This is a genomic window from Stenotrophomonas sp. RIT309, assembly GCF_000632045.1.
In the GTDB taxonomy this organism is placed as follows: domain Bacteria; phylum Pseudomonadota; class Gammaproteobacteria; order Xanthomonadales; family Xanthomonadaceae; genus Stenotrophomonas; species Stenotrophomonas indicatrix.
In genome coordinates, this window is sequence record NZ_JFYS01000044.1 from 56,313 (window position 1) to 82,028 (window position 25,716).

25 protein-coding genes are annotated in these 25,716 nt (G+C 67.1%); 18 read left to right on the forward strand and 7 right to left on the reverse strand.

Annotated elements, in window-relative coordinates; all coding sequences use genetic code 11:
• The first annotated feature begins 86 nt into the window (after nt 1–86).
• The 3 genes from BW38_RS00755 to BW38_RS00745 are packed head-to-tail and all read left to right on the forward strand — an operon-like array spanning nt 87 to nt 3,398.
• Nucleotides 87–857 carry an RNA methyltransferase gene (locus tag BW38_RS00755; protein ID WP_032978697.1) on the forward strand — a complete coding sequence of 257 codons (771 nt, stop codon included), beginning with the start codon at nt 87–89 and terminating at the stop codon, nt 855–857.
• A 46-nt stretch (nt 858–903) separates the two neighbouring features.
• Nucleotides 904–1,275, forward strand: a complete 372-nt coding sequence (locus BW38_RS00750) for a hypothetical protein (RefSeq protein ID WP_032978699.1) — start codon at nt 904–906, stop codon at nt 1,273–1,275.
• Entirely contained in the window at nt 1,272–3,398 is a 2,127-nt protein-coding gene (locus tag BW38_RS00745) for an EAL domain-containing protein (protein ID WP_025876393.1), read from the forward strand. Before BW38_RS00750 ends, BW38_RS00745 begins: the two co-directional genes overlap by 4 nt.
• Before the next feature lie 4 nt (nt 3,399–3,402).
• On the opposite strand, the gene epmB is transcribed toward BW38_RS00745, so the two are convergent.
• A complete protein-coding gene (epmB, locus tag BW38_RS00740) occupies nt 3,403–4,443 on the reverse strand; it encodes an EF-P beta-lysylation protein EpmB (protein ID WP_032978700.1) in 1,041 nt (346 codons plus the stop codon).
• A gap of 97 nt (nt 4,444–4,540) precedes the next feature.
• On the opposite strand from epmB, the gene efp reads away from it, so the two are divergent.
• From efp to BW38_RS00715, 5 genes are all read left to right on the forward strand, one after another.
• Nucleotides 4,541–5,107, forward strand: a complete 567-nt coding sequence (gene efp, locus BW38_RS00735; RefSeq protein ID WP_006379771.1) for an elongation factor P — start codon at nt 4,541–4,543, stop codon at nt 5,105–5,107.
• 254 nt (nt 5,108–5,361) lie between these two features.
• The gene (locus BW38_RS00730) at nt 5,362–6,705 is read left to right on the forward strand and encodes a TRZ/ATZ family hydrolase (RefSeq protein WP_025876398.1); all 1,344 of its coding nucleotides are present in this window, start codon (nt 5,362–5,364) and stop codon (nt 6,703–6,705) included.
• A gap of 26 nt (nt 6,706–6,731) precedes the next feature.
• The gene (gene ubiG / locus BW38_RS00725; RefSeq protein ID WP_032978702.1) at nt 6,732–7,448 is read left to right on the forward strand and encodes a bifunctional 2-polyprenyl-6-hydroxyphenol methylase/3-demethylubiquinol 3-O-methyltransferase UbiG; all 717 of its coding nucleotides are present in this window, start codon (nt 6,732–6,734) and stop codon (nt 7,446–7,448) included.
• Complete coding sequence (locus BW38_RS00720; RefSeq protein ID WP_032978705.1) at nt 7,445–8,140, forward strand: phosphoglycolate phosphatase; 696 nt, start codon at nt 7,445–7,447, stop codon at nt 8,138–8,140. Before ubiG ends, BW38_RS00720 begins: the two co-directional genes overlap by 4 nt.
• An 11-nt stretch (nt 8,141–8,151) precedes the next feature.
• Nucleotides 8,152–8,856: a phytoene synthase gene (locus BW38_RS00715; protein ID WP_032978708.1), complete on the forward strand. Its 705-nt coding sequence runs from the start codon at nt 8,152–8,154 to the stop codon at nt 8,854–8,856.
• A gap of 89 nt (nt 8,857–8,945) precedes the next feature.
• Here BW38_RS00715 and BW38_RS00710 read toward each other — a convergent pair whose 3' ends face one another.
• Genes BW38_RS00710 through yidD form a run of 3 tightly spaced genes read right to left on the reverse strand, consistent with a single transcriptional unit; the run spans nt 8,946 to nt 11,396 of the window.
• Nucleotides 8,946–9,794, reverse strand: coding sequence for a M23 family metallopeptidase (locus BW38_RS00710; protein WP_032978712.1), 849 nt, complete (start codon nt 9,792–9,794; stop codon nt 8,946–8,948).
• Nucleotides 9,794–11,140 carry a dihydroorotase gene (locus BW38_RS00705; protein WP_032978714.1) on the reverse strand — a complete coding sequence of 449 codons (1,347 nt, stop codon included), beginning with the start codon at nt 11,138–11,140 and terminating at the stop codon, nt 9,794–9,796. The genes BW38_RS00710 and BW38_RS00705 overlap by 1 nt, the downstream gene beginning before the upstream one ends.
• 1 nt (nt 11,141) lies before the next feature.
• The gene (yidD, locus tag BW38_RS0121040) at nt 11,142–11,396 is read right to left on the reverse strand and encodes a membrane protein insertion efficiency factor YidD (RefSeq protein ID WP_014037867.1); all 255 of its coding nucleotides are present in this window, start codon (nt 11,394–11,396) and stop codon (nt 11,142–11,144) included.
• A gap of 273 nt (nt 11,397–11,669) precedes the next feature.
• On the opposite strand from yidD, the gene dksA reads away from it, so the two are divergent.
• Entirely contained in the window at nt 11,670–12,890 is a 1,221-nt protein-coding gene (gene dksA / locus BW38_RS00700; RefSeq protein ID WP_032978717.1) for an RNA polymerase-binding protein DksA, read from the forward strand.
• Between the two features lie 559 nt (nt 12,891–13,449).
• Here dksA and BW38_RS00695 read toward each other — a convergent pair.
• Genes BW38_RS00695 through cysS form a run of 3 tightly spaced genes read right to left on the reverse strand, consistent with a single transcriptional unit; the run spans nt 13,450 to nt 16,578 of the window.
• On the reverse strand, nt 13,450–14,697 hold the full coding sequence (locus tag BW38_RS00695) for an MFS transporter (RefSeq protein WP_032978720.1): 1,248 nt from the start codon (nt 14,695–14,697) through the stop codon (nt 13,450–13,452).
• Nucleotides 14,694–15,146, reverse strand: a complete 453-nt coding sequence (locus tag BW38_RS00690) for a SufE family protein (protein WP_032978723.1) — start codon at nt 15,144–15,146, stop codon at nt 14,694–14,696. Before BW38_RS00690 ends, BW38_RS00695 begins: the two co-directional genes overlap by 4 nt.
• A 55-nt stretch (nt 15,147–15,201) precedes the next feature.
• The gene (cysS, locus tag BW38_RS00685; RefSeq protein WP_025876418.1) at nt 15,202–16,578 is read right to left on the reverse strand and encodes a cysteine--tRNA ligase; all 1,377 of its coding nucleotides are present in this window, start codon (nt 16,576–16,578) and stop codon (nt 15,202–15,204) included.
• 187 nt (nt 16,579–16,765) lie between these two features.
• On the opposite strand from cysS, the gene BW38_RS00680 reads away from it, so the two are divergent.
• From BW38_RS00680 to BW38_RS00640, 9 genes are all read left to right on the forward strand, one after another.
• Entirely contained in the window at nt 16,766–17,329 is a 564-nt protein-coding gene (locus BW38_RS00680; protein WP_025876420.1) for a hypothetical protein, read from the forward strand.
• Between the two features lie 329 nt (nt 17,330–17,658).
• Nucleotides 17,659–18,669, forward strand: a complete 1,011-nt coding sequence (locus tag BW38_RS00675) for an N-acetylornithine carbamoyltransferase (RefSeq protein WP_025876421.1) — start codon at nt 17,659–17,661, stop codon at nt 18,667–18,669.
• Between the two features lie 71 nt (nt 18,670–18,740).
• Nucleotides 18,741–19,934, forward strand: coding sequence for an argininosuccinate synthase (locus tag BW38_RS00670; protein WP_025876423.1), 1,194 nt, complete (start codon nt 18,741–18,743; stop codon nt 19,932–19,934).
• A gap of 133 nt (nt 19,935–20,067) precedes the next feature.
• Nucleotides 20,068–21,156 (forward strand): acetylornithine deacetylase, encoded by a 1,089-nt coding sequence (locus tag BW38_RS00665; protein WP_032978726.1) that lies wholly within the window; start codon nt 20,068–20,070, stop codon nt 21,154–21,156.
• Between the two features lie 74 nt (nt 21,157–21,230).
• Nucleotides 21,231–22,559 carry an acetylglutamate kinase gene (locus BW38_RS00660; RefSeq protein ID WP_025876427.1) on the forward strand — a complete coding sequence of 443 codons (1,329 nt, stop codon included), beginning with the start codon at nt 21,231–21,233 and terminating at the stop codon, nt 22,557–22,559.
• Nucleotides 22,560–22,564: 5 nt separating this feature from the next.
• Entirely contained in the window at nt 22,565–23,164 is a 600-nt protein-coding gene (locus BW38_RS00655; RefSeq protein WP_025876429.1) for a GNAT family protein, read from the forward strand.
• Nucleotides 23,165–23,174: 10 nt separating this feature from the next.
• Nucleotides 23,175–24,131: an N-acetyl-gamma-glutamyl-phosphate reductase gene (gene argC / locus BW38_RS00650; protein WP_032978728.1), complete on the forward strand. Its 957-nt coding sequence runs from the start codon at nt 23,175–23,177 to the stop codon at nt 24,129–24,131.
• Nucleotides 24,132–24,150: 19 nt separating this feature from the next.
• Complete coding sequence (gene argH, locus BW38_RS00645) at nt 24,151–25,446, forward strand: argininosuccinate lyase (RefSeq protein ID WP_032978731.1); 1,296 nt, start codon at nt 24,151–24,153, stop codon at nt 25,444–25,446.
• On the forward strand, nt 25,446–25,709 hold the full coding sequence (locus BW38_RS00640; protein ID WP_025876435.1) for a YciI family protein: 264 nt from the start codon (nt 25,446–25,448) through the stop codon (nt 25,707–25,709). The genes argH and BW38_RS00640 overlap by 1 nt, the downstream gene beginning before the upstream one ends.
• Nucleotides 25,710–25,716: the final 7 nt, after the last annotated feature.

The following is a 25,716-nucleotide window of genomic DNA, read 5'->3' on the forward strand; positions in this document are numbered from 1 at the left end:
TGGCGGGGGAAAAGAGCGGGTCCGGCGCAGTGGCCGGCCGCACAGTTTACCATTGGTCTTCGTCCAGCTCGACATTTTCCCTGTTCATGTCCCAGTTTCCTGTCGCCACCCGTCTCCGATTCGTCCTTGTCGGCACCCAACACCCCGGCAACATGGGGGCCGCCGCCCGTGCCCTGAAGACCATGGGCCTGGCCCGCCTGGTCCTGGTGGCGCCGGAGAAGCCGCTTGATGAAGAGGCCTTCCGGCGCTCGGCCGGTGCCGAGGACGTGCTCGGCGACGCACCGGTGGTGGCCACGCTAGCCGAGGCCGTGGCCGACTGCCGCTTCGTGCTGGGGTGCACCGCACGTGCGCGCCGGGTCCAGCTGGAGGAGTTCCTGCCGGCAGATGCCGCCGCCCGCGCAGTGGCCAAGGCCAGCGAGGGTGCCGAGGTGGCGCTGGTGTTCGGTCGCGAGCGTACCGGCCTGACCAACGAGGAGCTGCAGCTGTGCCATGCCGCTGTGCACATTCCGTCCGACCCGGAGTTCAGCTCGCTCAACCTGGCCGCCGCAGTGCAGGTGCTGGCCTATGAAGTGCGCATGCAGCTGCTGGGCGCACAGCCGGTGGCTGCGACCGAGCCGGACAACCGCGAGCAGGTTGCCAGCCACGATCAGATGGAGAGCTTCTTCGCCCAACTTGGCGAGACTCTGGACGAGATCGATTTCCACAAGGGACGCGCGCCCGAGTCGGCGATGCGCAAGCTGCGCCGCCTGTTCCTGCGCAGCGAACCCAGCGAGCAGGAAGTGCGCCTGCTGCGCGGCATCCTGGCCGATACCCAGCGCATGGCGCGGCTGGCGCAGAAGAACGGCAAGGACAGCTGACGACGGTCTCATTTTTTCGGGTAGTCTGTCCGGATACCCCGGGGGGATGATGCTTGTGTCGGGTCTGCGTAGGGCAATGCAGGGGGAACTGCTGCGCCTGGCCTTGGCCCTGCTGGCCGGGACGGCGCATGCTGCGCCCGGTTCACAGAAGGGGGCGTTGGGCAGCGATGAGGGGCAACTCGCGATGACGCAGGATCATGCGCCTGGCAGTGTGGACCGGGAGGGTGCCGGACCGGCGCCGACGGTGCCCGGCCGCGCGTCCGGCGTGCTGCCGCGTGTCGTCTGTCTTCGGCGGGTGCAGCGTGCGTTGCAGAAGGTGTTGGGGGCTTCCGGTTTCCGCCGCGTCGATGCGCATGCGCAGCCGTGGCGGGATGATTTGAAACAAGGGTCGACGCGCGTGCGGATGGAAGTGGAATGAAGTTGCTCGGCTCGGGGATGCAGGCCCGGTTCCTGCTTGCGATGGGCGGGGCGATGCTGGTGGTGGTGGCGATCCTGGCCGTGCTGCTGGGGCGGCAGGCTGCGATGCAGGGCGAGGTGAGGTCGCTCAGCAACGGCGTCATCCACGAACTGTTCGACCGCAGCGTGCGCAGCCGTGGCGAGGCCATGGTGCGCGAGCTGTCCGATGCGCTTGCCGGTCCGCTCCACAACAACGACCTGGACCAGGTCGGGGCGCTGGTGCGCAGCATTTCGCGGCAGCCGGTGGTGCGCTACGTACTGGTGTTCGACGACCGCGGGCGGCTGGTCCACGACGGCTCGGCCGGAGTGCCCGGATCCGGGCGGCCGATGACCGATCCATTGGCGGCCGGGGCGGTTGCCGCGCAGTCGCTGGTGGTGCAGCAGTCGCCCACGGTGCTCGACAACGCGATGCCGATCAGGGTGGGCAAACAACGCATCGGTGGTGTCCGCGTCGGCATGGCGCTGGATGAAGTGCTGCAGCGTGAGCAGGCGGCCAACGCGACCCTCGGCGAGCGGCTGCAGCAGATGGGAAGCCGGCATCTGGGCTGGCTGCTGCTGATGCTTGGCCTGCTGGTGGTGATCGGCGTGGTAGTGATCCTGTACGTACAGCGCACGCTGGTGGCGCCGATCCGCGAGCTGGCCGCGGCCGCCCGGCGCATCGAAGCGGGCGACTACCAGGCGCCGCTGCGGGAAAACACCCGCGACGACGAGGTCGGGGAACTGGTGCGCGGTTTTGCCCGCATGCGTGATGCGATCGCCCGCCACGACCGCGAAGTGCGGCGCATGGCCTACACCGACGCCTTGACCGGGCTCACCAACCGCCTGGCCTTCCGCGAGGCGCTGGACCATCGATTGATGGCCGCACGTGCGTCCAATCACCGGTTGGGTCTGCTGTTTGCCGATATCGATGATTTCAAGCGGGTCAATGACACGCTGGGCCATGAGGCCGGCGACGAGGCGTTGCTTCAGTTCGCCCAGCGCATCGGCCGCGCAGTGACCGAGGCCGGCGGCGACGATGCCGTGCTGGCGCGGTTCGGCGGCGACGAATTCGTGATCCTCGTTGGTGATGGCGATGTTGCGGCCAATGCGCGGTTGCTGGCCGAAGTGCTGGTGCGCGAGCTGGGCAAACCGCTGGTGGTGCAGGGCAGGGAACTGTTCCTGGGCACCTCGATCGGCGTGACCCTGTTCCCCGACGATGCCGCGGATGCGACGACGCTGCTGAAGAACGGCGACATCGCGATGTACCAGGCAAAGATGGCCGGCAAGAACTGCTATCGCTATTACAGCCGGGCCATGGATCACGCGGTCGAGCGGCGCGTGCACATGGAACAGGAACTGCGCGGCGCCTGGGAGCGCGGCGAGCTGCGGCTGGCCTACCAGCCGATCTTCCGCATGCGTGACCGCCGCATGGTCGGTGTCGAAGTGCTGCTGCGCTGGCAGCACCCGACGCTGGGCACGATTCCGCCATCGGTGTTCATCGAGGTGGCCGAGCAGAGTGGCCTGATCGAGATCATCGGCCCGAAGGTGCTGCGTGCCGCCTGCATGGAAGCGGTGCAGTGGCCGCGGGGCGTGGCCGGTGACGAGTTGTTCGTCTCGGTCAATGTGTCGCCACGGCAGTTGCGCGGCGGGGAGCTGCCGGCGTTGGTTGCACAGTGCCTGCAGGAGTCGGGCCTGCCGGCCTCGCGCCTGCACCTGGAGCTGACCGAGACGGCGGTGATCGGCGATGAGATGCTGGCCGCGCAGCTGTTGGACCGCCTGCACCGGGCCGGGGTGAAGGTGTGGCTGGACGACTTCGGCACCGGTTTCTCCGGTCTCAGCCACCTGCGGCAGGTGCCGGTGGACGGCGTCAAGATCGACAAAAGCTTCGTCGCCGACATGCAGCGCGACCCGGACGACCTGGCCCTGACCACGGCGATCATCGCCATGGCCCACGCACTGGGCATCACGGTGGTGGCCGAGGGTATCGAACAGGAGGCCCAGTTCGAGCTGCTGGCCCAGCGTGGCTGCGACCTGGGTCAAGGCTACCGGCTGAGCCACCCGGTCACCGCCACCGAAGTGGTGCGGATGATCGAATCGGGCGCGTGAGGCGCTACAGCGGGCGCTTGCTCGGGTCGCCGGGCAGCTCGCGGACCAGCTTGGGGACCAGGTAGCCGGACAGCCGGGCAGTGAGGCCGGCAATCAGGGACTTGGCCTGGATGTCGTCCACTTCGAAGTGGGCCACGCCCTCGACGCGATCCAACTGGTGCAGGTAATACGGCAGCACGCCGGCGGCGAAGCTGCGTTCGCTCAGGTCCTGCAGCGCCTGCACGCTGTCGTTGACTCCGCGCAGCAGCACCGCCTGGTTCAGCAGCTGGGCGCCGATGCCACGCAGGCGGGCCATCGCCATGTCGACGCTGGCGTCGAATTCATTGGCGTGGTTGGCGTGGACCACGATCGCCAGTGGCCACGGCAGGCTGCCCAGCCAGGCCAGCAGTTCCTCGTCCACGCGCTCGGGCAGCACGATCGGCAGGCGCGTGTGGATGCGCAACCGGCGGATGTGCGGGATCTGGCGCAGCGCATCGGTCAGCTCGGCCAGCTTGTGCGTGGCCAGCGACAGCGGGTCGCCGCCGGACAGGATCACCTCATCGATGTCCGGGTCTGCGGCGATGGCCTCCACTGCCTCCTGCCAGCCCCCCTTGGCGGCGTTCTCGGCGCCATAGTCGAAATGCCGGCGGAAGCAGTAGCGGCAGTTGATGGCACAGCTGCCGGTGGCCACCAGCAGGGCCCGGCCACGGTATTTCTGGATGACCCCGGTGGCCTTTTTGGCCGCGCCGTCGCCCACCGCGTCAAAGCTGAACCCGGGCGCCGGGCGCATCTCCGCGTCGATCGGCAGTACCTGCCGCAGCAGCGGATCGTGGGCGTCGCCACGGCGCATGCGGGCGACGAAACCCTCCGGCACGCGCAGCGCGAACTGGGCGATGGCCGCCTCCGATACGCCCAGCGCCGCGGCATCGAGATCCAGGCGGGCCAGCAGCGTCTGCGGGTCGCGCAGGGCCTGCCGCCACAGCTGCTGCCAGCGCGCGGGCGCGCCTGGCGACTGGGTCCGGGGGAAGGCGGAAAGCTGCATGGAGAGGGGGCCTGCGGTTATCATGGACACATAAACAGTTGCCCGCCGGGGTTCCGGTGGGCTTTCCATTCTATCCGGCTCGCCGCACGCGCGGCGGTTTCGCCATTTGAGGAGCTTGAGCATGGCCACTGCGGGCATGAACGATGTCAAGAACGGGATGAAGATCCTGGTCAACAATGAACCGGCCGTCATCTCCGAGACCGAGTTCATCAAGCCGGGCAAGGGCCAGGCCTTCACCCGCGTGCGCTATCGCTTCATCAAGTCGGGCCGCACGGTCGAAATGACCATGAAGGCGACCGACGACGTGGAAGTGGCCGATGTGGTCGATACCAACATGGACTACATGTACAGCGACGGCGAGTACTGGCATTTCATGGACCCGGAGACCTTCGAGCAGGTGCAGGCCGACAAGGCCGGCATGGGCGGCGCCGAGAAGTGGCTGAAGGGCGAGGAGTCCTGCATCGTGACCCTGTTCAACGGTTCGCCGATCTTCGTGCAGCCGCCGAATTTCGTTGAACTGAAGATCACCGAGACCGATCCGGGCGTCCGCGGTGACACCTCGGGCGGCGGCGGCAAGCCGGCCACCCTGGAAACCGGCGCCGTGGTGCGCGTGCCGCTGTTCGTCAACCAGGATGAAATCATCAAGGTCGACACCCGTTCGGGCGAGTACTCCTCGCGCGTCAAGTAATCCGGCGCAGCCGGATTACGGTAGTGCCGGCCGCTGGCCGGGTACGCGCCATCGCATTCGCGCTGGCGCTCCCACGATCCGCCATGGCGGATCGTGGGCCCCCACTCAGCAGCATCCACACCCCGCCGCTTCGCGGCCGCCCCTGACTCAGGGGCTTGCCTTCCAGAAGCCCAGCGGTAGCCGTTTGACCGGTGATCAGTCGCCAGGTCGGAGCCAAGGCTACGTATGGTCCTTCCCCCAGCCAGTGAGCCCGCATGAGCGATAGCCCGCACCTCCCCGAAGCCTGCGACCTGCTCATCGAAGCCGGTTATGTCGTTCCGATCGAGCCGCATGCGGTGGTGCTGGAAGATCATGCTGTGGCCATCCGTGGCAGCGAGATCGTGGCCATCCTGCCGCGCGCCGAAGCGCGTGCGCGGTTCCGCGCCACCCAGGTTGTCAGCCGCCCAGAGGCGGCGCTGATGCCGGGCCTGGTCAACGCACATACGCACAACCCGATGACCCTGCTGCGCGGCGTCGCCGACGACCTGCCGCTGATGACCTGGCTGCAGCAGCACATCTGGCCGGTGGAAGCGGCGGTGATCGGTCCCGAATTCGTGGCCGACGGCACCACCCTTGCCATCGCCGAGATGCTGCGTGGCGGCACCACCTGCGCCAACGAGAACTATTTCTTCGGTGACGTGCAGGCCGCCGTCTACAAGAAGCACGGTTTCCGCGCGCTGGTCGGCGCGGTCATCATCGATTTCCCCACCGCCTGGGCCAAGACCGACGACGAGTACTTCGCCAAGGCCGGTGAACTGCATGACCAGTGGCGCACCGACCCGCTGATCGGCACCGCATTCGCGCCGCATGCGCCGTACACGGTCAACGATGCCAATTTCGAGCGGGTGCGGATGCTGTCCGACCAGCTGGACATGCAGGTGCATCTGCATACCCATGAAACCGCGCAGGAAATCACCGATTCGATCAAGCTGCACGGCCAGCGTCCGCTGGCGCGGCTGGATCGCCTCGGCCTGGTCAACGACCGCCTGATCGCGGTGCACATGACCCAGCTGACCGAGGCCGAGATCCACTTGTGCGCCGAGCGCGGCGTCAGCGTGGTGCATTGCCCGGAATCGAACCTGAAGCTGGCCTCTGGTTTCTGCCCGGCCTGCGCCCTGCAGCGCGCCGGCGTGAACCTGGCCATCGGCACCGACGGCTGCGCCAGCAACAACGACCTGGACATGTTCAGCGAGAACCGCACGGCGGCGATCCTGGCCAAGGCCGTGGCCGACGATGCCACCGCGCTGGACGCGGCGACCACGTTGCGCGCCTCCACCCTGGGCGGCGCCCGCGCTTTGGGCTTCGGCGAGCGCATCGGCTCGATCGAGGTCGGCAAGCAGGCCGACCTGGTCTGTGTTGATCTGTCCGCGCTGGAGACCCAGCCGCTGCACAACGTGCTGTCGCAGCTGGTGTACGCCACCGGCCGCCAGCAGGTCAGCGACGTCTGGATCGCCGGCAAGCCCAAGCTGGTGCAGCGCGAGCTGGTCGGCATGGACCTGCCGGGCATCATCGCCAACGCGCGCCAGTGGCGCGAGCGCATCCGTCATATCCGCGCCTGAGTGCAGGCGCCGCAAGGACAACCGTCATGACTGCCCCCCACGCTTCTTCCAATTTCGATCAGGCCGAGCTGGACAAGTTCGCCGCGCTGGCCAACCGCTGGTGGGACGCCGACGGCCCGCAGAAGCCGCTGCACGCACTGAATCCGGTGCGCCTGCAGTACGTGGCCGACCGCGCGCCGCTGCGAGGTGCGCGTGTGCTCGACATCGGCTGCGGTGGCGGGCTGCTGAGTGAAGCGCTGGCCCAGGCCGGTGCCGAAGTGACCGCCATCGACCTGGCACCGGAGCTGGTCAAGGTTGCGCGCCTGCATGCCCTGGAAAGTGGCGTCAGCGTCGACTACCGGGTGCAGGCCGCCGAGGACCTGGCCGCCGAACAACCGGGCAGCTTCGATGTGGTGACCTGCATGGAAATGCTCGAGCACGTGCCCGATCCGGGCGCGATCATCGAGGCCTGCAAGCGCCTGCTGAAGCCGGGTGGCCATCTGTTCCTGTCCACCATCAACCGCACCGCAGCCGCATTCGCCGTGGCCATCGTCGGTGCCGAGTACGTGGCACGGCTGCTGCCGAAGGGCACCCACCACTACCAGGAATTCATCAAGCCGGCCGAGCTGGCGCGTTGGCTGCGCGAGGCCGACCTGCAGCTGGCCGATGTCAGCGGCATGGCCTATGAGCCGTGGCGCAACCGCGCCCGCCTGAGCGGCCGCACCGACATCAACTACCTGGCCCACGCGGTCAAGGCGCCGTGACCGCGGCCGTGTTCCCGCGTGCGGTGCTGTTCGACCTGGACGGTACGCTGCTGGACAGCGCCCCGGATTTCGTCGCCACCCTTGATGCGATGCTGGCCGAGCGCGGCCGCGCACCGATCGATCCGGCGCAGTTGCGGCCAGTGGTGTCCAAGGGTTCACGGGCGATGGTGTCGGCCGCGTTTCCAGAGCTGGAAGCAGCCGAGCGCGATGCACTGATTCCCGAGTTCCTGCAGCGCTACGAAGCCTCGATCGGCCAGCATGCCGTGCTGTTCGACGGCGTCGCCGGCATGCTCGATGCGCTGGACGAAGCCGGCACCGTGTGGGGCATCGTCACCAACAAGCCCGAATACCTGGCGCGGCTGATCGTGCCGCAGTACGGCTGGCAGCAGCGCTGCGCCGTGCTGGTCGGGGGTGACACCCTGGCCGAACGCAAGCCGCATCCGTTGCCGCTGCTGCACGCCGCGCAGCTGATCGGCATCGCAGCGGAAGACTGCGTGTACGTCGGCGACGATGAGCGCGACATCATCGCCGCGCGTGCCGCCGGCATGCCGTCGGTGGCGGCGCTGTGGGGCTACCGGCTGCACAGTGACGACCCCTTGGCCTGGCAAGCGGACGTGCTGGTCGAGAATGCCGAACTTCTGCAACTGGCCAGTCTCTGGCCGAGCCGGCCGGCGACCCCGGCCCAGCCGTAAGGAACAACGTAGTGAGCAGTACCGCGCTGGATAGTTTCCTCGACAAGTGGCGCAGCCGCTGGCCGGAATGGTCGGTGGCCGAGCCGTTCGTGGCCGAACCGCAGCGCCATGTGGCGCTGGCGTGGTTCGCCCTGCTGCAGGAATTCGACGACATGCTCAACACCGCTGGCGACCCGCTGCCGGCGGACGCCAAGCTGGCGTGGTGGGGCGAGGAACTGCGGAGCTGGGCCGCGCAGCGTTCGCGGCATCCGCTGGGCCGCGTGCTGGAGCCGGTGCGGGCACCGTGGGTGCAGCTGGCCGAGGCGCTGCCGGATCTGGTCGAGGCGCGCACCGTAGCGCTGGACTCTGCCGGCGCCGAACGTGCACTGGGCAACTATGCCGACGCGGTGGCTGCGGTCGAAGCCGTGGTGTTTGCCGACAAGCCGCGCAAGGGTGCTGGCCATGCCGTGCTGCTGCAGACCCTGGCCCAGCGCCTGCAGGACGCTGGCGTGGCCGGGGTTCCGCGCAGCCTGCTGGACGAAGATGCCGGCAACGCTGCACAGCGTTGGGCGCAGCAGTTGCTGAAAGGGTGGGGCACCCGCGTGCCCGGTCCACGTGCACGCCGGGTGTGGTCGAGCCTGGCGCGTGCACGTCTGGCGGCGCAGGCCGCCGGCAAACCGATTGAAGCCACGCCCGTGCGCACGTTGCTGCGCGTGTGGTGGGCCGCGCGCGGCTGAACCATCACATGGTAGTGCCGGCCGCTGGCCGGCAATCCGCATAGGTCGCTGAACACCATGAGGTTGCCGGCCAGCGGCCGGCACTACCGTTACTTGCGCTCCAGCACCAGCAGCGGATCGATGCGGGTGTCGAACCAGTTCATGCCCCAGTGCAGGTGCGGCCCGGTGGCACGGCCGGTGGCGCCGACGGCGGCGATCACCTGGCCCTGTTCGACGCGATCACCGACCTTCACGTCGATGCGCGACAGGTGCAGGAAGTTCGAACTGACACCGAAGCCGTGGTCGAGCAGCAGGGTGCCACCGGTCAGGTACAGGTCCGGACCAGCGAACGTCACCACACCGGCCGCCGGTGCCTTCACCGGGGTGCCGGTCGGCACTGCGATGTCCATGCCGGAGTGGCCGGCGCCGGGCTGGCCGTTGTACACGCGGGCGTTGCCGAAGCGGCCGCTGATGCGGCCCTGCACCGGCCAGATGAAGGTCTGGGTGAAATCGGTACGGTTGTCGTCGCGCGCACGCGCAGCGGTGACCTGCGCCTGTTCGCGCTTGATGCGCTCGGCGATGGCCGGCGGCGGATTGACCGTCTTCGGCGGTACGCCGTTCACCCGCTCGGTCGGCCAGTCGCGTGGGGTCACGGCGATGGCGGCCGTCTCGCTGCTGCCATCCGGTCGGCGGATCTGCACCTGCAGCGGGCCCTTCTCATCGCGACCGATGCCGAACACCACGCTGCCGTAGCTGCTCACGCGCAGGTCGCGGCCTGCATAGCGCACGCTGCTGCCGGCGGGAACCTTGCCGATCACCAGCGCGCCCTGCGACGCGCTGGCCGGGAACACCACGCGGCTGTCGATCAGGTCGCCGATGCCGTCCTGTGCCTGGGCCGCGGGTGCGGAGAACAGGGGCGCTGCCAGCAGCAGTGCCGCGAACATGAGTGCCGGACGCATCAGCGGTCGTAGGTCATGCGCTGGCCGGCGGGCTCGCCCACCAGCGTACTGCCGTCCCAGACCAGCTGGCCGTTGACCCAGGTGGAGGCCACGCGCGAACGGAACGTGGTGCCCTCGAACGGCGACCAGCCGCACTTGGACAGCACGTCCTCGCGCTTGACCGTGAACGGCACATCCTCCACCAGCACCAGGTCAGCGAAGTAGCCTTCGCGCAGGAAGCCACGCTCTTCCACATCGAACAACTGGGCCGGGGCATGGGCGAATTTCTGCACGACCTGCTCGCGGGTCAGCTTGCCTTCGTGCACGCGTTCCAGTGCGGCGACCAGCGCGTACTGCACCAGCGGCAGGCCGGACGGCGCCTGCGCATAGGGCTTCTGCTTCTCTTCCCAGGTATGCGGGGCGTGGTCGGTGGCCAGCACGTCCAGCACGTCGTCAGCCAACGCGGCGGTGATCGCCTCGCGATCGGCCACGTCCTTGATCGCCGGATTGCACTTGATCAGGTTGCCCTTGGTCGCATAATCCGGGCGGGCGAAGTGCAGGAAGTGCACGCAGGTCTCGGCGGTGATCTGCTTGCGGCTGCCGTCGGCGCGGATCAGCGGGCCCTTCTCGAACAGCGCCAGTTCGTCGGCGGTGGAGATGTGCAGCACGTGCAGGCGGGTGCCGTGCTTGCGCGCCAGCGACATGGCCAGCCGCGTCGACTTGATGCAGGCTTCGCGCGAACGGATGTCCGGGTGCATCTCCGGGGTCAGTGCGTCGCCGTACTTTTCCTGGAACGCTTTCAGGTTGGCATCGATCATAGGCGTGTCTTCGCAGTGCGTGATGATCGGGGTGGGGCACTCGCGGAAGATCGCGTCCAGGGTTTCGGGGTTGTCGACCAGCATGTTGCCGGTGGACGCGCCCATGAACACCTTCACGCCCGGCGCCTTCTTCGGATCGAGCGCACGGATGGCGTCGAGGTTGTCGTTGCTGGCACCGTGGTAGAAACCGTAGTTGGCCCAGGCACGGCCGCGCGCCAGCTCGTACTTGGCTTCCAGGATGGTCGAATCCAGGGTCGGCGGGTTGGTGTTGGGCATGTCCATGAAGCTGGTCAGGCCACCGGCCACGGCCGCGGCCGATTCGCTGGCGATGTCACCCTTGTGGGTCAGGCCGGGTTCGCGGAAATGCACCTGGTCGTCGATCATCCCGGGCAGCAGCCAGCGCCCGGCCGCATCCACCACCTGTTCGCCATCACGCGGAGTCAAACCCTTGCCGATCTGCGCGATGCGGTCGTTCTCGATACGCAGGTCGCCTTCGAAGGTGCGGCCTTCGTTGACCAGGCGGGCATTGGTGATGAGCGTGGAGGACATGTCAGTGTTTTCCTGTGCAACGGCAAGAGGGGGCGTTGGGAGATTCGGGCACTGGATCGAAGCCGCCGGGATGGAATGGATGGCAGCGGCCCAGCCGTCGCGCCGCCAGCCAGCTGCCGCGCAGCGGGCCGTGCCGGGAGATGGCATCCATGGCGTATTCAGAGCAGCTCGGCACGAAACGGCAGCGAGGCCCCAGCAGCGGGCTGATGAAGCGCTTGTAGAAGCGCAGCAGGGCGATGAGCAGGCGCGAGATCACGCAGTCATCTTAAGCCAGTTGGCATGAAGGCCGCATTTGTGCAGGATGGGCCGTTGGTCGCATGTCGTAGATGGCCTGCGACCGCTAGCGGCACCCCTCCAGGTGCCGGACAGGTTCCGTACCGCGCAAGGCGGTCCGTGTTCGTCGGACCGCACCTTGGACCCGTTGACTCCTGGACTGAATGGAGCGGGCCCCCAAGGTTGCTGCTGCGGGTCGGGTAGGCTATAAAGGCCCGCTTTCCCGGGCCCCGGGGAATCCAAGGAAGAGCGTTTCGTGGCTGCTAAAAAAACTGCAAAGAAGGCCGTCAAGGCCGCCAAGAAAACCGCCAAGCCTGTTGTGAAGAAGTTGGCGGCCAAGCCCGTTGCCAAGAAGCCGGCCAGCAAGCCGGCGACCAAGGCGGCATCCTCACAGCCGGCGGCCAGGAAGGCCACCGCAAAGAAAGCGCCGGTGAAATCCGGCAAGCCGGCAGTGGCGAAGAAGCCCGCTGCGCCGGTCAAGGCCAAACCTGCCGCTGCCAGCAAGAAGGCGCCGGTGGTGAAGAAGGTTGCCAGCAAGGCTGCGCCGGTGAAGAAGGCCGCTGCCAAGCCGGCACCGAAGAAGGCAGCAGCCAAGCCGGCGCCGAAGGCGGTGGTGAAGAAGTTTGCCGCCGCGCCTGCTGCCAAGCCGGCAGCAAAGAAGGTGGCGCCTGCCAAGCCGGCACCGGCCAAGAAGGTTGCCAAGAATGTCGCCCCGCCGGCCGCCAAGCCGACGCCGGCCCCTGTAGTGAAGTCCGCACCGAAGCCAGCTGCGAAGCCGGCCCCGGCCAAGTCTGTCCCGGCCAAGACCGCGGCAGTGGCGGCAGCCAAACCGGCCCCCAAGCCGGCCCCGGCCGCCGCTTCTGCAGCATCGACCGCCCCGCAATCCAAGAATCCCGTGCCCGTTTCGAAATCGCCTGCCAAAACCGCCGTGAAATCCGATTCCGCTCCGAAGACCGTGACCCGCCCCGTGGGCAAGGTCGCCGTGGCCGTTGCCGCCCGTTCGACGGCACCTGCGCCGCGCAGCAAGTACAAGGTCGTCGAATACAAGACCGACGAGGCCACTGGCCGCCCGATCCTGCCGGCAGGCTACAAGCCGGCCTCGGACGAGGAGTACATGAGCCCGCTGCAGCAGGAGTACTTCCGTCAGCGCCTGCAGAACTGGCGCGCCGACCTGGTGGAAGAGTCCAAGCAGACCATCGAGAACCTGCGTGAGGAAGTGCGTGACATCGGCGATGAAGCCGAGCGCGCGACCCGCGAAACCGAGAACTCGCTGGAGCTGCGCACCCGTGACCGTTACCGCAAGCTGATCGGCAAGATCGACAGCACCCTCAAGCGCCTGGAAGCAGGCGATTACGGGTACTGCGTGGACACCGGTGAAGAGATCGGCCTGGAGCGCCTTGAAGCGCGCTTGACCGCCGAGCGCACCATCGACGCCCAGGAGCGTTGGGAGCACCTGCAGAAGCAGCAGGGCGACTGATTCCGGTTCGTTGTGATGTCATGCAGAAAGCCCGGCTTCGGCCGGGTTTTTTGTTGGGTTCGAGTTGGCTGCGTAGAGCGGCGCTTTGCGGGTATCGGGGTGAGCCTGCGGGTGGGGCCAGGCAGGACACGCTGCAAGTACATCCCTGTAAGCTCGGCCGCGGCATCCATGCCGCGGACGGTCCTGCCCGGCCCACCCGCAGGCTCTCGACGCCTCCCTGCGCGCCGTCGCTGGAGAGCCGAACCACGCTCGGCTCCGGCCGGAGCCGGAGATTGGATGGAAGGGCAAGAGCAGCCAAGCATGGCTTGGCTCTACCAGCGGCGAAGAGGCGCCGCTGTTCTGTAGAGCCGACTGTTGGTCGGCTGGCTTTCCGCGCCTTCCCCCTGATTCACCGAGGAGCGCAGGGCACCGGTGCGCAGCACCGGCTCGCGGATGGCGGCGCGTTTCTTTGGTTACTTTCTTTGCGCGCGCAAAGAAAGTGACACCCCGCCGCGGTCGCGGAAAGCGCCCGCCGGGCATGGCCCGGCGCTACCGGCGCGTGTGCGCACGGAAATCCGCTCTATTGCAGATCGCGCAGATTCAATTTCCGCAGCGTCGGGTTCTTCCATGCAGTGACCCCGGCCACGCTCAGCACCGCGAATCCGCCCAGTACCACCGCCGGTACCAGCCCCAGCACCTTGGCCATGGTGCCGGCATAGAACGCGCCCAGTTCGTTGGACGAACTGATGAAGATGCCGTTGATCGACGATACCCGGCCGCGCATCTCTTCCGGCGTGGCCAGCTGCAGGATGGTGGAGCGGATCACCACCGACACGCCGTCGAAGGCGCCGTAGAACAGCAGGATCAACGCCGACAGCCAGAAGTGCTGGGACAGGCCGAAGCCGATCACGCACAGGCCGAAGCCGGCGACCGCGAACAGCAGCACCCGACCGGCATTACGGTGCAGGGGGTGGCGCGCCAGCCACAGGCCAACGCACACCGAACCCAGTGCCGGCGCCGCGCGCAGGATGCCCAGGCCCTCCGGGCCGTGATGCAGGATCTCGTGCAGGAACGCCGGCAGCATCGCCACCACACCGCCCAGCAGTACCGAGAACATGTCCAGCGCCATGGCGCCGACCATGATCCGGTTGCCGACCACGAAGCGCGCGCCTTCGGCAATGCTCTTGAAGATCGGGGCGGCTGGGCCGGCATGCACCGGTTCTTCCACCTTCAGCGTGGCCAGGCAGCCCATCGCCACCAGCGCGAAGGCCGTGGCCACCGCATAGGACAGGCCCTTGCCACCGAAGCCGACCAGTACGCCACCCAGTGCCGGGCCGGCGATCATGCCAGCCTGGAACACCACGGCGCCAAGGCCGGCGCCACGGGCGAAGTGCTCGCGTGCCAGCACGCGGGCGAACAACGCGTTGTAGATCGGCGACAGGAAGGCACGGACCATGCCGGTCAGTGCGATCGCCGCATAGATCGGCCACACGCCCTCAACCGGCAGCCAGCCCTTGGCCACGCTGGTCAGAACCAGCGCGGTGGCGACCAAGCCGGAACAGGCGACCATGCCCAGCTTGCGGCGCGGCAGATGATCCACCAGATAACCGGCGAACGGGGCCACGCAGAAGAACGGCAGCACCTCGGCCAGGCCGATCAGGCCCAGCGAGAACGGATTGCGGGTGACTTCGTAGATGTGCCAGCCGACGGTGACCGCGACCACCTGGTAGGACAGCATCGCGAAGATGCGATACGCCAGCAGCCTGGCGAAACCGGGCCGGGACAGCAGGCCCAGCGCGGTGTCTTCGGCCGTGGCGGGCTCGCTCACGACGGATCGCGCTGCAGCTGGGCCTGCGCGGTCTCGCGGATGAACGCCAGCATCGCCGCCAAGCCGTTGCTGCGGGTCGGCGACAGGTGGCGGGCCAGGCCGATATCCTGGATATAGCTGGGTTCGGTGGCCAGGATCTCCTGCGCGGTGCGCCCGGAGTACACGCGCAGCGCCAGGAAGATCAGGCCGGAGACGATGGCCGAATCGCTGATGGCGTGGAAGCGCAGCGACTGCGCGTTGCCTTCCGGCACGATCCAGACCATCGACTGGCAACCGAGCAGGCGGTGCTCTTCGGTCTTCCACGCGTCCGGGAAGGCGGGCAGCTTGCGGCCGAGGTCGATCAGGTACTGGTAGCGCTCGGACCAGTCGCCGAAGAAACCGAATTCCTCGGCGATGGCCGTCTGTGCCTCGGCGGCGGTGGGTTCAAGCGGGAACGGGGAGTCGATCACAACAGTCTCTACAGTAGGGAGCGTGGCCGGCTGACCGGCCACGGGGCAGGGCAGGTCAGCCGCGCTTGCGCGACCAGCGCACGCCCTGCGGGGTGTCTTCCAGCACGATGCCTTCGGCGGCCAGCTGGTCGCGGATGGCGTCGGAACGAGCGAAGTCACGTGCCTGCTTGGCTGCCGCGCGTTCGTCGATCAGGCCCTGGATACGCGCATCGTCGTCGCTGTCGCCGGCGGCGTTGCCGAACCATTGCGCCGGATCGGCCTGCAGCAGGCCCAGGGCGAGGCCGGCGCCAAGCAGTTCACTCTTCAACCGTGCGCGTTCGCCAGGATCGGTGGCGCGGCGCGCTTCACCGGCGATACGGGCCACTTCGGCCAGCGCCTGCGGCGTATTGAGATCGTCATCCAATGCCGCTTCGATCTCTGCCGGGATCACTGCGGTGGCGGCAACGTCGGCCAGCTCGCGCAGGGTGCCGTACAGGCGGTCGAGGGTGCGGCCGGACTGTTCGATCAGCGCATCGGACCAGTCCAGCGGCTGCCGGTAGTGGGCCGACAGCAACGCCAGGCGCAGCGCCTCGGGGGCATGCCTGCGGACCAGGTCGTGGACGCGCTCGATGTTGCCGATCGACTTGCTCATCTTGGCGCCGCCGAAGTTGAGCATGCCGTTGTGCAGCCAGAAGCGCGCGAACACCTTGCCGCCGTGCGCGCACTCGCTCTGTGCGATCTCGTTTTCGTGGTGCGGGAACTGCAGGTCGACGCCGCCGGCATGGATGTCGATGGTCTCGCCCAGGTGCGCGGCGGCCATCGCCGAGCATTCGATGTGCCAGCCCGGACGGCCGCGGCCCCAGGGCGATTCCCAGCCCGGCAGGTCGTCGCTGGAGGGCTTCCACAGCACGAAGTCGCCGGGGGCGCGCTTGTAGGGAGCGACCTCGACCCGGGCGCCGGCCAGCATCTCGTCCGGATCGCGGCGCGACAGCTTGCCGTAGCCCTCGAAACTGCCGACGGCGAACAGCACGTGGCCCTCGGCGGCGTAGGCATGCCCGCTGCTGACCAGCTGCTCGATCATGGTGATGATCTGCGCCATGTGCGCGGTCACTTCCGGCTCGATGTCCGGCGGCACCACGCCCAGCGCGGCCATGTCTTCACGGTAGGCAGCAGCGAAACGGTCGGTGATGGTGCTGATCGGCACGCCCTGCTCGCGCGCGGCGGTGTTGATCTTGTCGTCCACGTCGGTGATGTTGCGGGCGTAGCGCAGGGCACCGAAGCGCCGCCGCAGCAGGTCGGCCAGCACCCCGAACACCACCGGCCCACGGGCGTTGCCGATGTGCACGTAGTTGTAGACCGTCGGGCCGCACACATACAGGGTCGGACAGGCCGGATCGAGCGGAGTGAACGGTTCGAGCTGGCGAGTCAGGTTGTTGTGCAGGCGCAGGGTCATGGGTCTGTGACTGGGGGACAAGCCTGTGATTTTAGAACGTGTCGGGGCCCTTTGGGGGGACCGTTGCCACCGGTGGACGTCACCGGCGGCCGGGGTGGGGTGGGCAGGAACGGCGCGGACGGGTAATGTTCAGCCCCTTGCGGTCACCACTGCCTACACTATTGCCGTGTCCCTGCTCCCTTCGCCAATGAAAACCACCGCGTTGCTGACCCTGGCCTGCCTGTCGGCGCTGCCCGCCGTGGTCCTGGCCCAGGAGGCCGAGCCCCGCAACCGGGTGGTGATCGTGGAGAACGTGAAGTTCGACTACGCCCAGGTGCTCAACGTGGAGCCGGTGTTCCAGACCCTGCGTGCCACCCGCACCGAGGAGCACTGCGAGCCGGTCTCGACCCGTACCCTGGCCCCGGTCAACGTCACTGGCGAGGAGCCGGTGGAGGACAAGGGCCGCATCGGCCGCCTCTGGGATTCGGTTCGCTCGATGTTCAAGCGCAGCGACGAGGAAGTGCTGGAGGAACTGCCGGCCGAAGCCCCCGCCCCGGCGCCGGCCAACACGGGCCCGATGCTGACGCGGGACTGTCGTATCGTGCCCGTCGGACGCGAGTTCCGCCGCCCCATCGCCTATGACGTGGACTATGTCTACAAGGGCACCAAGTACCGTTCACGGCTGCCCGAAGACCCGGGCAACCGGCTGAAGATCCGGGTTTCGATCACCCCCTGGGTGGGCCCGGAGCAGGCTGCCGCCGGCACCCCCTGATTCTGCGACGCCGGCCTCTTGCGCCGGCCCCGGCCGCATGTAAAGATTGCCGGCCAATGAAGCTCACCGACTTCCAGCACGACAGCAGCGCCGCCCGCCAGGCCACTGGCATGACGTCGCGTGCCCGTCGACCGGAACCCCACATTCTCGCTGGGTAATCCGGAGCTTTCTGCTGTTCGTCCGAAAAAAACCCAGCCCGCCGGCTGGGTTTTTTCGTTTCCGCGTTCTGAAAGCTTCATCTGCAACCTTTTCGCACCACCCTGGTTTCCGGTTTTCCCTTCCACCTTCCACCGCGTCGACCCTCGGCGCCGCTCATGCAAGGAATGATGATGTCCCCCAAGCACTTCCTGAACACCCAGGACTGGAGCCGCAGCGAACTTGACGCGCTGCTGACCCAGGCTGCGCTGTTCAAGCGCAACAAGCTCGGCGACCAGCTCAAGGGCAAGTCGATCGCGCTGGTGTTCTTCAATCCGTCCATGCGCACCCGCACCAGTTTCGAGCTGGGTGCGTTCCAGCTCGGTGCCCACGCAGTGGTGCTGCAGCCGGGCAAGGATGCATGGCCGATCGAGTTCAACCTCGGCACGGTGATGGACGGCGATACCGAAGAGCACATCGCTGAAGTAGCCAAGGTGCTCGGCCGCTACTGCGACATCATTGCCGTGCGCGCGTTCCCGAAGTTCGTCGACTGGGCCTACGACCGCCAGGACGTCGTGCTCGAGAGTTTCGCCAGATACTCGCCGGTGCCGGTGATCAACATGGAGACCATCACCCATCCGTGCCAGGAACTGGCGCACGTGATGGCCCTGCAGGAGCATTTCGGTACCCAGGACCTGCGCGGCAAGAAGTACGTGCTGACCTGGACCTACCACCCCAAGCCGCTGAACACCGCAGTGGCCAACTCGGCGCTGACCATCGCCACCCGCATGGGCATGGACGTGACGCTGCTGTGCCCGACCGCCGACTACATCCTCGACGAGCGCTACATGGGCTGGGCCGAGCAGAACGTGGCCGAGAGCGGCGGTTCGCTGAAGATCAGCCATGACATCGACAGTGCCTATGCCGGTGCCGACGTGGTCTACGCCAAGAGCTGGGGCGCGCTGCCGTTCTTCGGCAACTGGGAGCCGGAGAAGCCGATCCGCGACCAGTTCAAGCACTTCATCGTCGACGAGCGGAAGATGGCCCTGACCAACAACGGTGTGTTCAGCCACTGCCTGCCGCTGCGCCGCAACGTCAAGGCGACCGACGGCGTGATGGATTCGCCGCAGTGCATCGCCATCAACGAAGCCGAGAATCGCCTGCATGTGCAGAAGGCGATCATGGCTGCTGTTGCCGGCCGCTGATTTTCGTACGTCGTTCAAGCACTCCAGACAATCCGCCGGGCATGGCCCGGCGCTACCAGGACATACCCCCCATGAGCAACAAAGACGTCGTTCTCGCCTTCTCCGGCGGCCTTGATACCAGCTTCTGCGTGCCGTACCTGCAGGAGCGCGGCTACAACGTGCATACCGTGTTCGCCGATACCGGCGGCGTGGATGACGAAGAGCGCGATTTCATCGAGAAGCGTGCCGCCGAGCTGGGTGTCACCAGCCACCAGACCGTCGATGGCGGTCCGGCCATCTGGTCCGGCTTCGTCAAGCCGTTCGTGTGGGCCGGCGAGGGCTATCAGGGCCAGTACCCGCTGCTGGTGTCGGACCGTTACCTGATCGTCGATGCCGCGCTCAAGCGCGCTGCCGAACTGGGCACCAACATCATCGCCCACGGCTGCACCGGCATGGGCAACGACCAGGTGCGCTTCGACCTGGCAGTGAAGGCCCTGGGTGACTACCAGATCATCGCGCCGATCCGCGAGATCCAGAAGGAACACACCCAGACCCGCGCCTACGAGCAGAAGTACCTGGAAGAGCGTGGCTTCGGCGTGCGCGCCAAGCAGCAGGCCTACACCATCAACGAGAACCTGCTGGGCCTGACCATGTCCGGCGGCGAGATCGATCGTTGGGAAGCACCGGGCGAGGGCGCCCGTGGCTGGTGCGCACCGCGCGCCGAGTGGCCGGAACAGGCGCTGACCGTCACCCTGAAGTTCGTCGAAGGCGAAGCTGTCGAGCTCGACGGCAAGGCACTGCCGGGCGAGCAGATCCTGGCCCAGCTCAACAAGCTGTTTGCCCCCTACGGCGTCGGCCGTGGCGTGTACACCGGCGACACCGTGATCGGCCTGAAGGGCCGCATCGTGTTCGAGGCACCGGGCCTGGTCTCGCTGCTGGCCGCGCACCGCGCGCTGGAAGATGCGGTGCTGACCAAGCAGCAGAACCGCTTCAAGCCGGACGTGGCGCGCAAGTGGGTGGAGCTGGTGTACGAAGGCTTCTACCACGACCCGCTGAAGACCGACATCGAAGCCTTCCTGAAGTCTTCGCAGGCCAAGGTCAACGGCGAAGTGGTGCTGGAAACCCGTGGCGGCCGCGTCGACGCCGTTGCGGTGAAGTCGCCGCACCTGCTCAACACCAAGGGCGCCACCTATGCGCAGTCGGCCGACTGGGGCGTGGAAGAAGCCGAGGGCTTCATCAAGCTGTTCGGCATGAGCTCCACCCTCTACGCGCAGGTCAACCGCTGAGCGGTTGACCACGCTTTCCACCTCAACCCCGCGCCGTTGGCGCGCCCCCTTCAACAAGAAGGGGGCTCTCCACCAGACGCGTTCCGGTAGCGCCGGGCCATGCCCGGCGGAATTCCACAGGAACTGTTGATTCATGCTTGAACAGACGCTCGATCACCTGCAGGCACTGGTGTCCTTCGACACCCGCAACCCGCCGCGTGCGATCACCACCGGTGGCATCTTCGATTACCTGCGCGACAACCTGCCCGGGTTCAATGTGGAGGTGATCGACCATGGCGCCGGCGCGGTCAGCCTGTATGCCGTGCGCGGCACGCCGAAGTACCTGTTCAACGTGCATCTGGACACCGTGCCAGACTCGCCGCACTGGAGTGCCGACCCGCACGTGATGCGCCGCCTGGACGACCGCGTGGTCGGCCTTGGCGTGTGTGACATCAAGGGCGCGGCTGCGGCGCTGGTGGCGGCCGCCAATGCCAGTGATGGCGACGCGGCCTTCCTGTTCTCCAGCGATGAAGAAGCCAACGATCCGCGCTGCATCGCGGCGTTCCTGGCCCGGGGCATTGCGTACGAAGCGGTGCTGGTGGCCGAACCGACCATGAGCGAGGCGGTGCTCGCGCATCGTGGCATCAGCTCGGTACTGATGCAGTTCGCCGGCCGTGCCGGCCATGCGTCGGGCAAGCAGGATGCAGCCGCCAGTGCGCTGCACCAGGCGATGCGCTGGGGCAACCGCGCGCTGGACCATGTCCAATCGCTGGCCTCGGCACGCTTCGGTGGATTGACCGGCCTGCGCTTCAACATCGGGCGCGTGGAAGGTGGCATCAAGGCCAACATGATCGCACCGGCGGCGGAAGTGCGTTTTGGTTTCCGGCCGCTGCCGTCGATGGATATCGATGCGCTGCTGGCGACCTTCGCCGGCTTCGCCGAACCGGAAGCGGCGCTGTTCACCGAAACCTTCCGTGGCCCCAGCCTGCCGGCAGGAGATATCGCCGAAGCCGAGCACCGCCGCCTGCTGGCGCGCGACGTGGCCGACGCGCTGGACCTGCCGATCGGCAACGCGGTGGACTTCTGGACCGAGGCGTCGCTGTTCTCGGCCGGTGGCTACACCACGATGGTGTTCGGTCCGGGCGACATCGCCCAGGCCCACACCGCCGATGAGTTCGTGACGCTGGAGCAGCTGCAGCGCTACACCGATGCCGTACACCTGATCATCGCCGCCGGCGCCTGATCGACCCACAACGCCGCTGCGCTTCTGCGCGGCGGAACTGCAACGCGGCGACCGCCGCCTGTGACGAAACCGAAATGTCTCCTGCCCTCCAGCCCCACCGCCAGACCCGCCAGACCATCGTGCGCCTGCTTTCGAGCATGGCCAGCGCGAAGGAGATCAGCCAGTACCTCAAGCGCTTTTCGCAGCTGGACGCCAAGCGCTTCGCCGTGGTCAAGGTCGGCGGCGCGGTGCTGCGCGACGATCTCGACGCGCTGACCTCCTCGCTGTCGTTCCTGCAGGAAGTCGGCCTGACCCCGATCGTGCTGCACGGCGCCGGCCCGCAGCTGGATGCGGAACTGTCGGCCGCCGGCATTGAAAAGCAGACGGTCAACGGCCTGCGGGTGACCTCGCCGGAAGCGCTGGCGATCGTGCGCCGGGTGTTCCAGCAATCCAACCTGCGCCTGGTCGAAGCGCTGCAGCAGAATGGCGCGCGCGCCACCTCCATCACCGGCGGCGTGTTCGAGGCGGAGTACCTGGGCCTGGACACCTACGGCCTGGTCGGCGAGGTGAAGAAGGTCAACCTGGCGCCGATCGAGGCCAGCCTGCGTGCCGGCTCGATCCCGGTCATCACCAGCCTGGGCGAGACCGCCGGTGGGCAGATCCTCAACGTCAATGCCGACTTCGCCGCCAACGAACTGGTGCAGGAGCTGCAGCCGTACAAGATCATCTTCCTGACCGGTACCGGCGGCCTGCTGGACGAGCAGGGCAGCGTGATTGATTCGATCAACCTGTCCACTGAGTACGACCACCTGATCGCACAACCGTGGATCCACGGTGGCATGAAGGTGAAGATCGAACAGATCAAGTCCCTGCTGGACCGGTTGCCGCTGGAATCGTCGGTGTCGATCACCCGGCCGGCCGACCTGGCCAAGGAACTGTTCACCCACAAGGGCTCGGGAACGCTGGTGCGCAAGGGCGAGAAGGTGCTGCGTGCAACCGCCTGGAGCGAGCTGGACCTGCCGCGCCTGAAGGGCCTGATCGAATCCAGTTTCGGCCGCACCCTGGTGCCGGACTATTTCGAGAGGACCACGCTGCTGCGCGCGTATGTCAGCGAGAACTACCGCACGGCGGTGATCCTCACCGATGAGGCCGAGGGCGTGTACCTGGACAAGTTCGCCGTGCTCGATGATGCCCAGGGCGAAGGCCTTGGCCGCGCGGTCTGGAACGTGATGCGCGAGGAAACCCCGCAGCTGTTCTGGCGCTCGCGCAACGGCAACCCGATCAACCACTTCTACTACGCCGAGTCCGATGGCTGCTACAAGCAGGGTCATTGGAAGGTGTTCTGGTACGGTGCCGATGGCATCGACCGGATCAGGACCTATGTCGACCACTGCGCGGTGCGTGCGCCGAGCCTGGAGGGCTGAGCGCGATGAACCATGCAGACTGGACCCGGGTACCCACGTTGACCGGCACGCATGCGCGGCTGGAACCGCTGCAGATGAGCCACATCGACGGCCTGCGCGGCGCGTTGGGCGAAGGCGCGCTGTCCAGGCTCTGGTACACCCAGGTGCCCGATGCGAAGGCCATGACCGGCTATGTGCAGGCGGCGCTGCAGGCACAGGCCGAAGGCAAGGTGCTGCCGTTCGTGGTGTTCGATGCCAACGACCAGATCGTCGGCACCACCCGTTACTACGATCTGCAGCCGGACGTACCGCGGCTGAGCATCGGCTACACCTGGTATGGCGAATCGGTGCAGCGCACCGGGGTCAACTCCGAAACCAAGCTGATGCTGCTCAGCCATGCCTTCGAGCGGCTGGAATGCCTGAGCGTGGTGTTTGAAACCAGCTGGTTCAACTTCACCTCGCGCACCGCGATCGCACGCCTGGGCGCCAAGCAGGATGGCGTGCTGCGCAATCACCGCCGGCATCCCGACGGCACGCCGCGCGACACCGTCATCTTCTCCATCATCGATGCGGAATGGCAGGGCGTGAAACGCCACCTGCAGCACCGCCTCGATTCGCACGCATGAGCACGCACGCATGAGCACTTCCTCCTCGTTCACCGTCGGCATCGTCGGCGCCCGCGGCCATACCGGCGCCGAGCTGATCCGCCTGGTGGCAGCGCATCCGAACCTGCAGCTGGGCTTCGTGTCCTCGCGCGAACTGGCCGGGCAGCGCGTGTCCGACCACTACCCGCAATGGCAGGGCGAACTGCAGTTCGAGAATCTCGACGCCGACGCCGTTGCCGCCAAGGGCGTGGACGCGGTGGTCCTGGCCTTGCCCAACGGCCTGGCCGCGCCGTTCGTGGCGGCGCTGGAAACGGCGAAGCCGGACACGGTGATCGTCGACCTGTCGGCCGACTACCGTTTCGACAACACCTGGTACTACGGCCTGCCAGAGCTTACCCGCAGCCGTTACCGCGGACAGAAGCACATCAGCAATCCCGGCTGCTATGCCACCGCGATGCAGCTGGCGATCCATCCGCTGCTGGATCTGCTGGCTGGCCCGCCGCAGTGCTTCGGCGTGTCCGGCTACTCGGGTGCGGGCACCTCGCCGTCGGACAAGAACAACGTTGAACTGCTGGCCGACAACCTGATGCCGTACGCGCTGACCAACCACGTGCATGAGCGCGAGGTTTCCGTGCAGCTGGGCGTGGCGGTCGAATTCATGCCGCACGTCGCGCCGCATTTCCGTGGCATCACCCTCACCGCCAACCTGTGGTTGAACCGCGTGCAGACCCGCGAGCAGATCGTCGAGCGCTTCCAGCAGGCCTACGCCGGTGAAGCACTCATCGAGGTCGTGGACGAGGCGCCGTGGGTGAGCCGCATCGCTGGCCGCCACGGTGCCCAGGTCGGCGGCTTCACGCTCGCCCCGGGCGGCAAGCGGGTGGTGGTGGTGGCGACCCTGGACAACCTGCTCAAGGGCGCGGCCACCCAGGCCATGCAGAACCTCAATCTTGCGCTGGGCATCGACGAACTGACGTCGATCCCGCACTGAAACCGTACAGGAGCTCCCCATGGCAGACCTTCTTTGGCAGAAGCCAGGCGTCGCTGTCGATGCCCAGATCCAGACCTTCCTCGCCGGCGACGACGTGATCCTCGATCGCGAGTTCTTCCTGCATGACATTGCTGCCAGCGCCGCGCATGCGCAGGGCCTGCAGCACATCGGCATCCTCAGCGCCGACGAACTGGCCGGGTTGCTGCGTGAACTTGAGGTGCTGGCGCAGGACTTCCGCGAAGGCCGCTTCGTGCTGGATACGCAGTATGAGGATGGCCATTCGGCGATCGAGGCACGGTTGACCGAACGCCTGGGTGATGCCGGCCGCAAGATCCACACCGGCCGCAGCCGCAACGACCAGATCCTGGTCGCCACCCGGTTGTGGTTGAAGGAAAAGCTGCAGCGCGTGGCGCAGGTCAGCGCCGAAGTGGCAAAGGTGGCACTTGACCGTGCGCAGGCCGAGCAGCATCTGCCGATTCCCGGTTACACCCACATCCAGCGTGCCGTGGTGTCCTCGGCCGGCATGTGGTGGGCCGGTTGGGCCGAAGCCTTCATCGACAACGCCGTGCGTGCCCGCGATACCAATGCACTGGTCGATGCCAATCCGCTTGGCACCGCCGCCGGTTACGGCGTGAACCTGCCGCTGGATCGCGAGCACACCACCGCCGCGCTCGGCTTTGCGCGCATGCAGATTTCGCCGATCTACGCGCAGCTGTCGCGTGGAAAGTTCGAACTGGCCGCGCTGGAAGCGCTGGGCGGTGCCACCCTGGACCTGCGCCGCATTGCCTGGGACCTGTCGCTGTTCACCAGCGCCGAATTCGGTTTCGTCGCGTTGCCGGCGCAGTACACCACCGGCAGTTCGATCATGCCCAACAAGCGCAATCCGGACGTGATCGAGCTGATGCGCGCGACCCATGCCAGCGTCGCCGCTGCACGCACCGAAATCGAGCAGCTGCTGTCGCTGCCGTCGGGCTACCACCGCGACCTGCAGTCGTCCAAGGGCGCCATCTTCCACGGCTTCGGGCGCGGCCTGGCCGCGCTTGAACTGCTGCCGGCGCTGCTGGCCAACCTGGAATGGCGCGATGACAAGCTGCGTGCAGCGATCGATTCGGGCATGTATGCCACCGATGTCGCGGTGGAAGCTGCGGTAGCGGGCGTACCGTTCCGCGAGGCCTACAAGGCTGCTGCTGCCGGTGCCGACAGTGCAGGGCAGGGGCGCACGCCGGAAGGCAGCCTGGCGGCGCGCGTATCACCGGGTTCGGCGTCGGACCTGCGCCTGGATGAACTGCGCGCGCGCTGGCAGGCGCTGTCCTGATGGCCGGCACCGTCTACCTGGTGCTGGCGATGCGCCTGCCGGGCTTCACCGACGCCGTGGTGCAGCCGCACCGCGACTTCCTCGATGCGTTGCAGGCCGAGGGCCGGCTGCAGCTGACCGGCGGCTTTGCCGACGGCAGTGGTGGCGCCTATGTGCTGTGCAACCTCGACAGCCTCGCGCAGGCGCAGGCCATCGTCGCCACCGATCCGCTGGTGACGATGCAGGCATCGGCGCTGAGCGTCCATGAATGGAATACCCGCTGAGGCGCCC

Coding starts and splice junctions, on each gene's coding strand:
- BW38_RS00680 (WP_025876420.1), top strand. CDS start 16,766: ATGAAAACCACCGCGTTGCTGACCCTGGCCTGCCTGTCGGCGCTGCCC.
- cysS (WP_025876418.1), bottom strand. CDS start 16,578: ATGACCCTGCGCCTGCACAACAACCTGACTCGCCAGCTCGAACCGTTC.
- BW38_RS00655 (WP_025876429.1), top strand. CDS start 22,565: ATGAACCATGCAGACTGGACCCGGGTACCCACGTTGACCGGCACGCAT.
- argC (WP_032978728.1), top strand. CDS start 23,175: ATGAGCACTTCCTCCTCGTTCACCGTCGGCATCGTCGGCGCCCGCGGC.
- ubiG (WP_032978702.1), top strand. CDS start 6,732: ATGACTGCCCCCCACGCTTCTTCCAATTTCGATCAGGCCGAGCTGGAC.
- BW38_RS00640 (WP_025876435.1), top strand. CDS start 25,446: ATGGCCGGCACCGTCTACCTGGTGCTGGCGATGCGCCTGCCGGGCTTC.
- BW38_RS00710 (WP_032978712.1), bottom strand. CDS start 9,794: ATGCGTCCGGCACTCATGTTCGCGGCACTGCTGCTGGCAGCGCCCCTG.
- efp (WP_006379771.1), top strand. CDS start 4,541: ATGGCCACTGCGGGCATGAACGATGTCAAGAACGGGATGAAGATCCTG.
- BW38_RS00675 (WP_025876421.1), top strand. CDS start 17,659: ATGTCCCCCAAGCACTTCCTGAACACCCAGGACTGGAGCCGCAGCGAA.
- BW38_RS00750 (WP_032978699.1), top strand. CDS start 904: ATGATGCTTGTGTCGGGTCTGCGTAGGGCAATGCAGGGGGAACTGCTG.
- BW38_RS00705 (WP_032978714.1), bottom strand. CDS start 11,140: ATGTCCTCCACGCTCATCACCAATGCCCGCCTGGTCAACGAAGGCCGC.
- BW38_RS00755 (WP_032978697.1), top strand. CDS start 87: ATGTCCCAGTTTCCTGTCGCCACCCGTCTCCGATTCGTCCTTGTCGGC.
- BW38_RS00660 (WP_025876427.1), top strand. CDS start 21,231: ATGTCTCCTGCCCTCCAGCCCCACCGCCAGACCCGCCAGACCATCGTG.
- argH (WP_032978731.1), top strand. CDS start 24,151: ATGGCAGACCTTCTTTGGCAGAAGCCAGGCGTCGCTGTCGATGCCCAG.
- BW38_RS00730 (WP_025876398.1), top strand. CDS start 5,362: ATGAGCGATAGCCCGCACCTCCCCGAAGCCTGCGACCTGCTCATCGAA.
- BW38_RS00745 (WP_025876393.1), top strand. CDS start 1,272: ATGAAGTTGCTCGGCTCGGGGATGCAGGCCCGGTTCCTGCTTGCGATG.
- epmB (WP_032978700.1), bottom strand. CDS start 4,443: ATGATAACCGCAGGCCCCCTCTCCATGCAGCTTTCCGCCTTCCCCCGG.
- BW38_RS00670 (WP_025876423.1), top strand. CDS start 18,741: ATGAGCAACAAAGACGTCGTTCTCGCCTTCTCCGGCGGCCTTGATACC.
- BW38_RS00665 (WP_032978726.1), top strand. CDS start 20,068: ATGCTTGAACAGACGCTCGATCACCTGCAGGCACTGGTGTCCTTCGAC.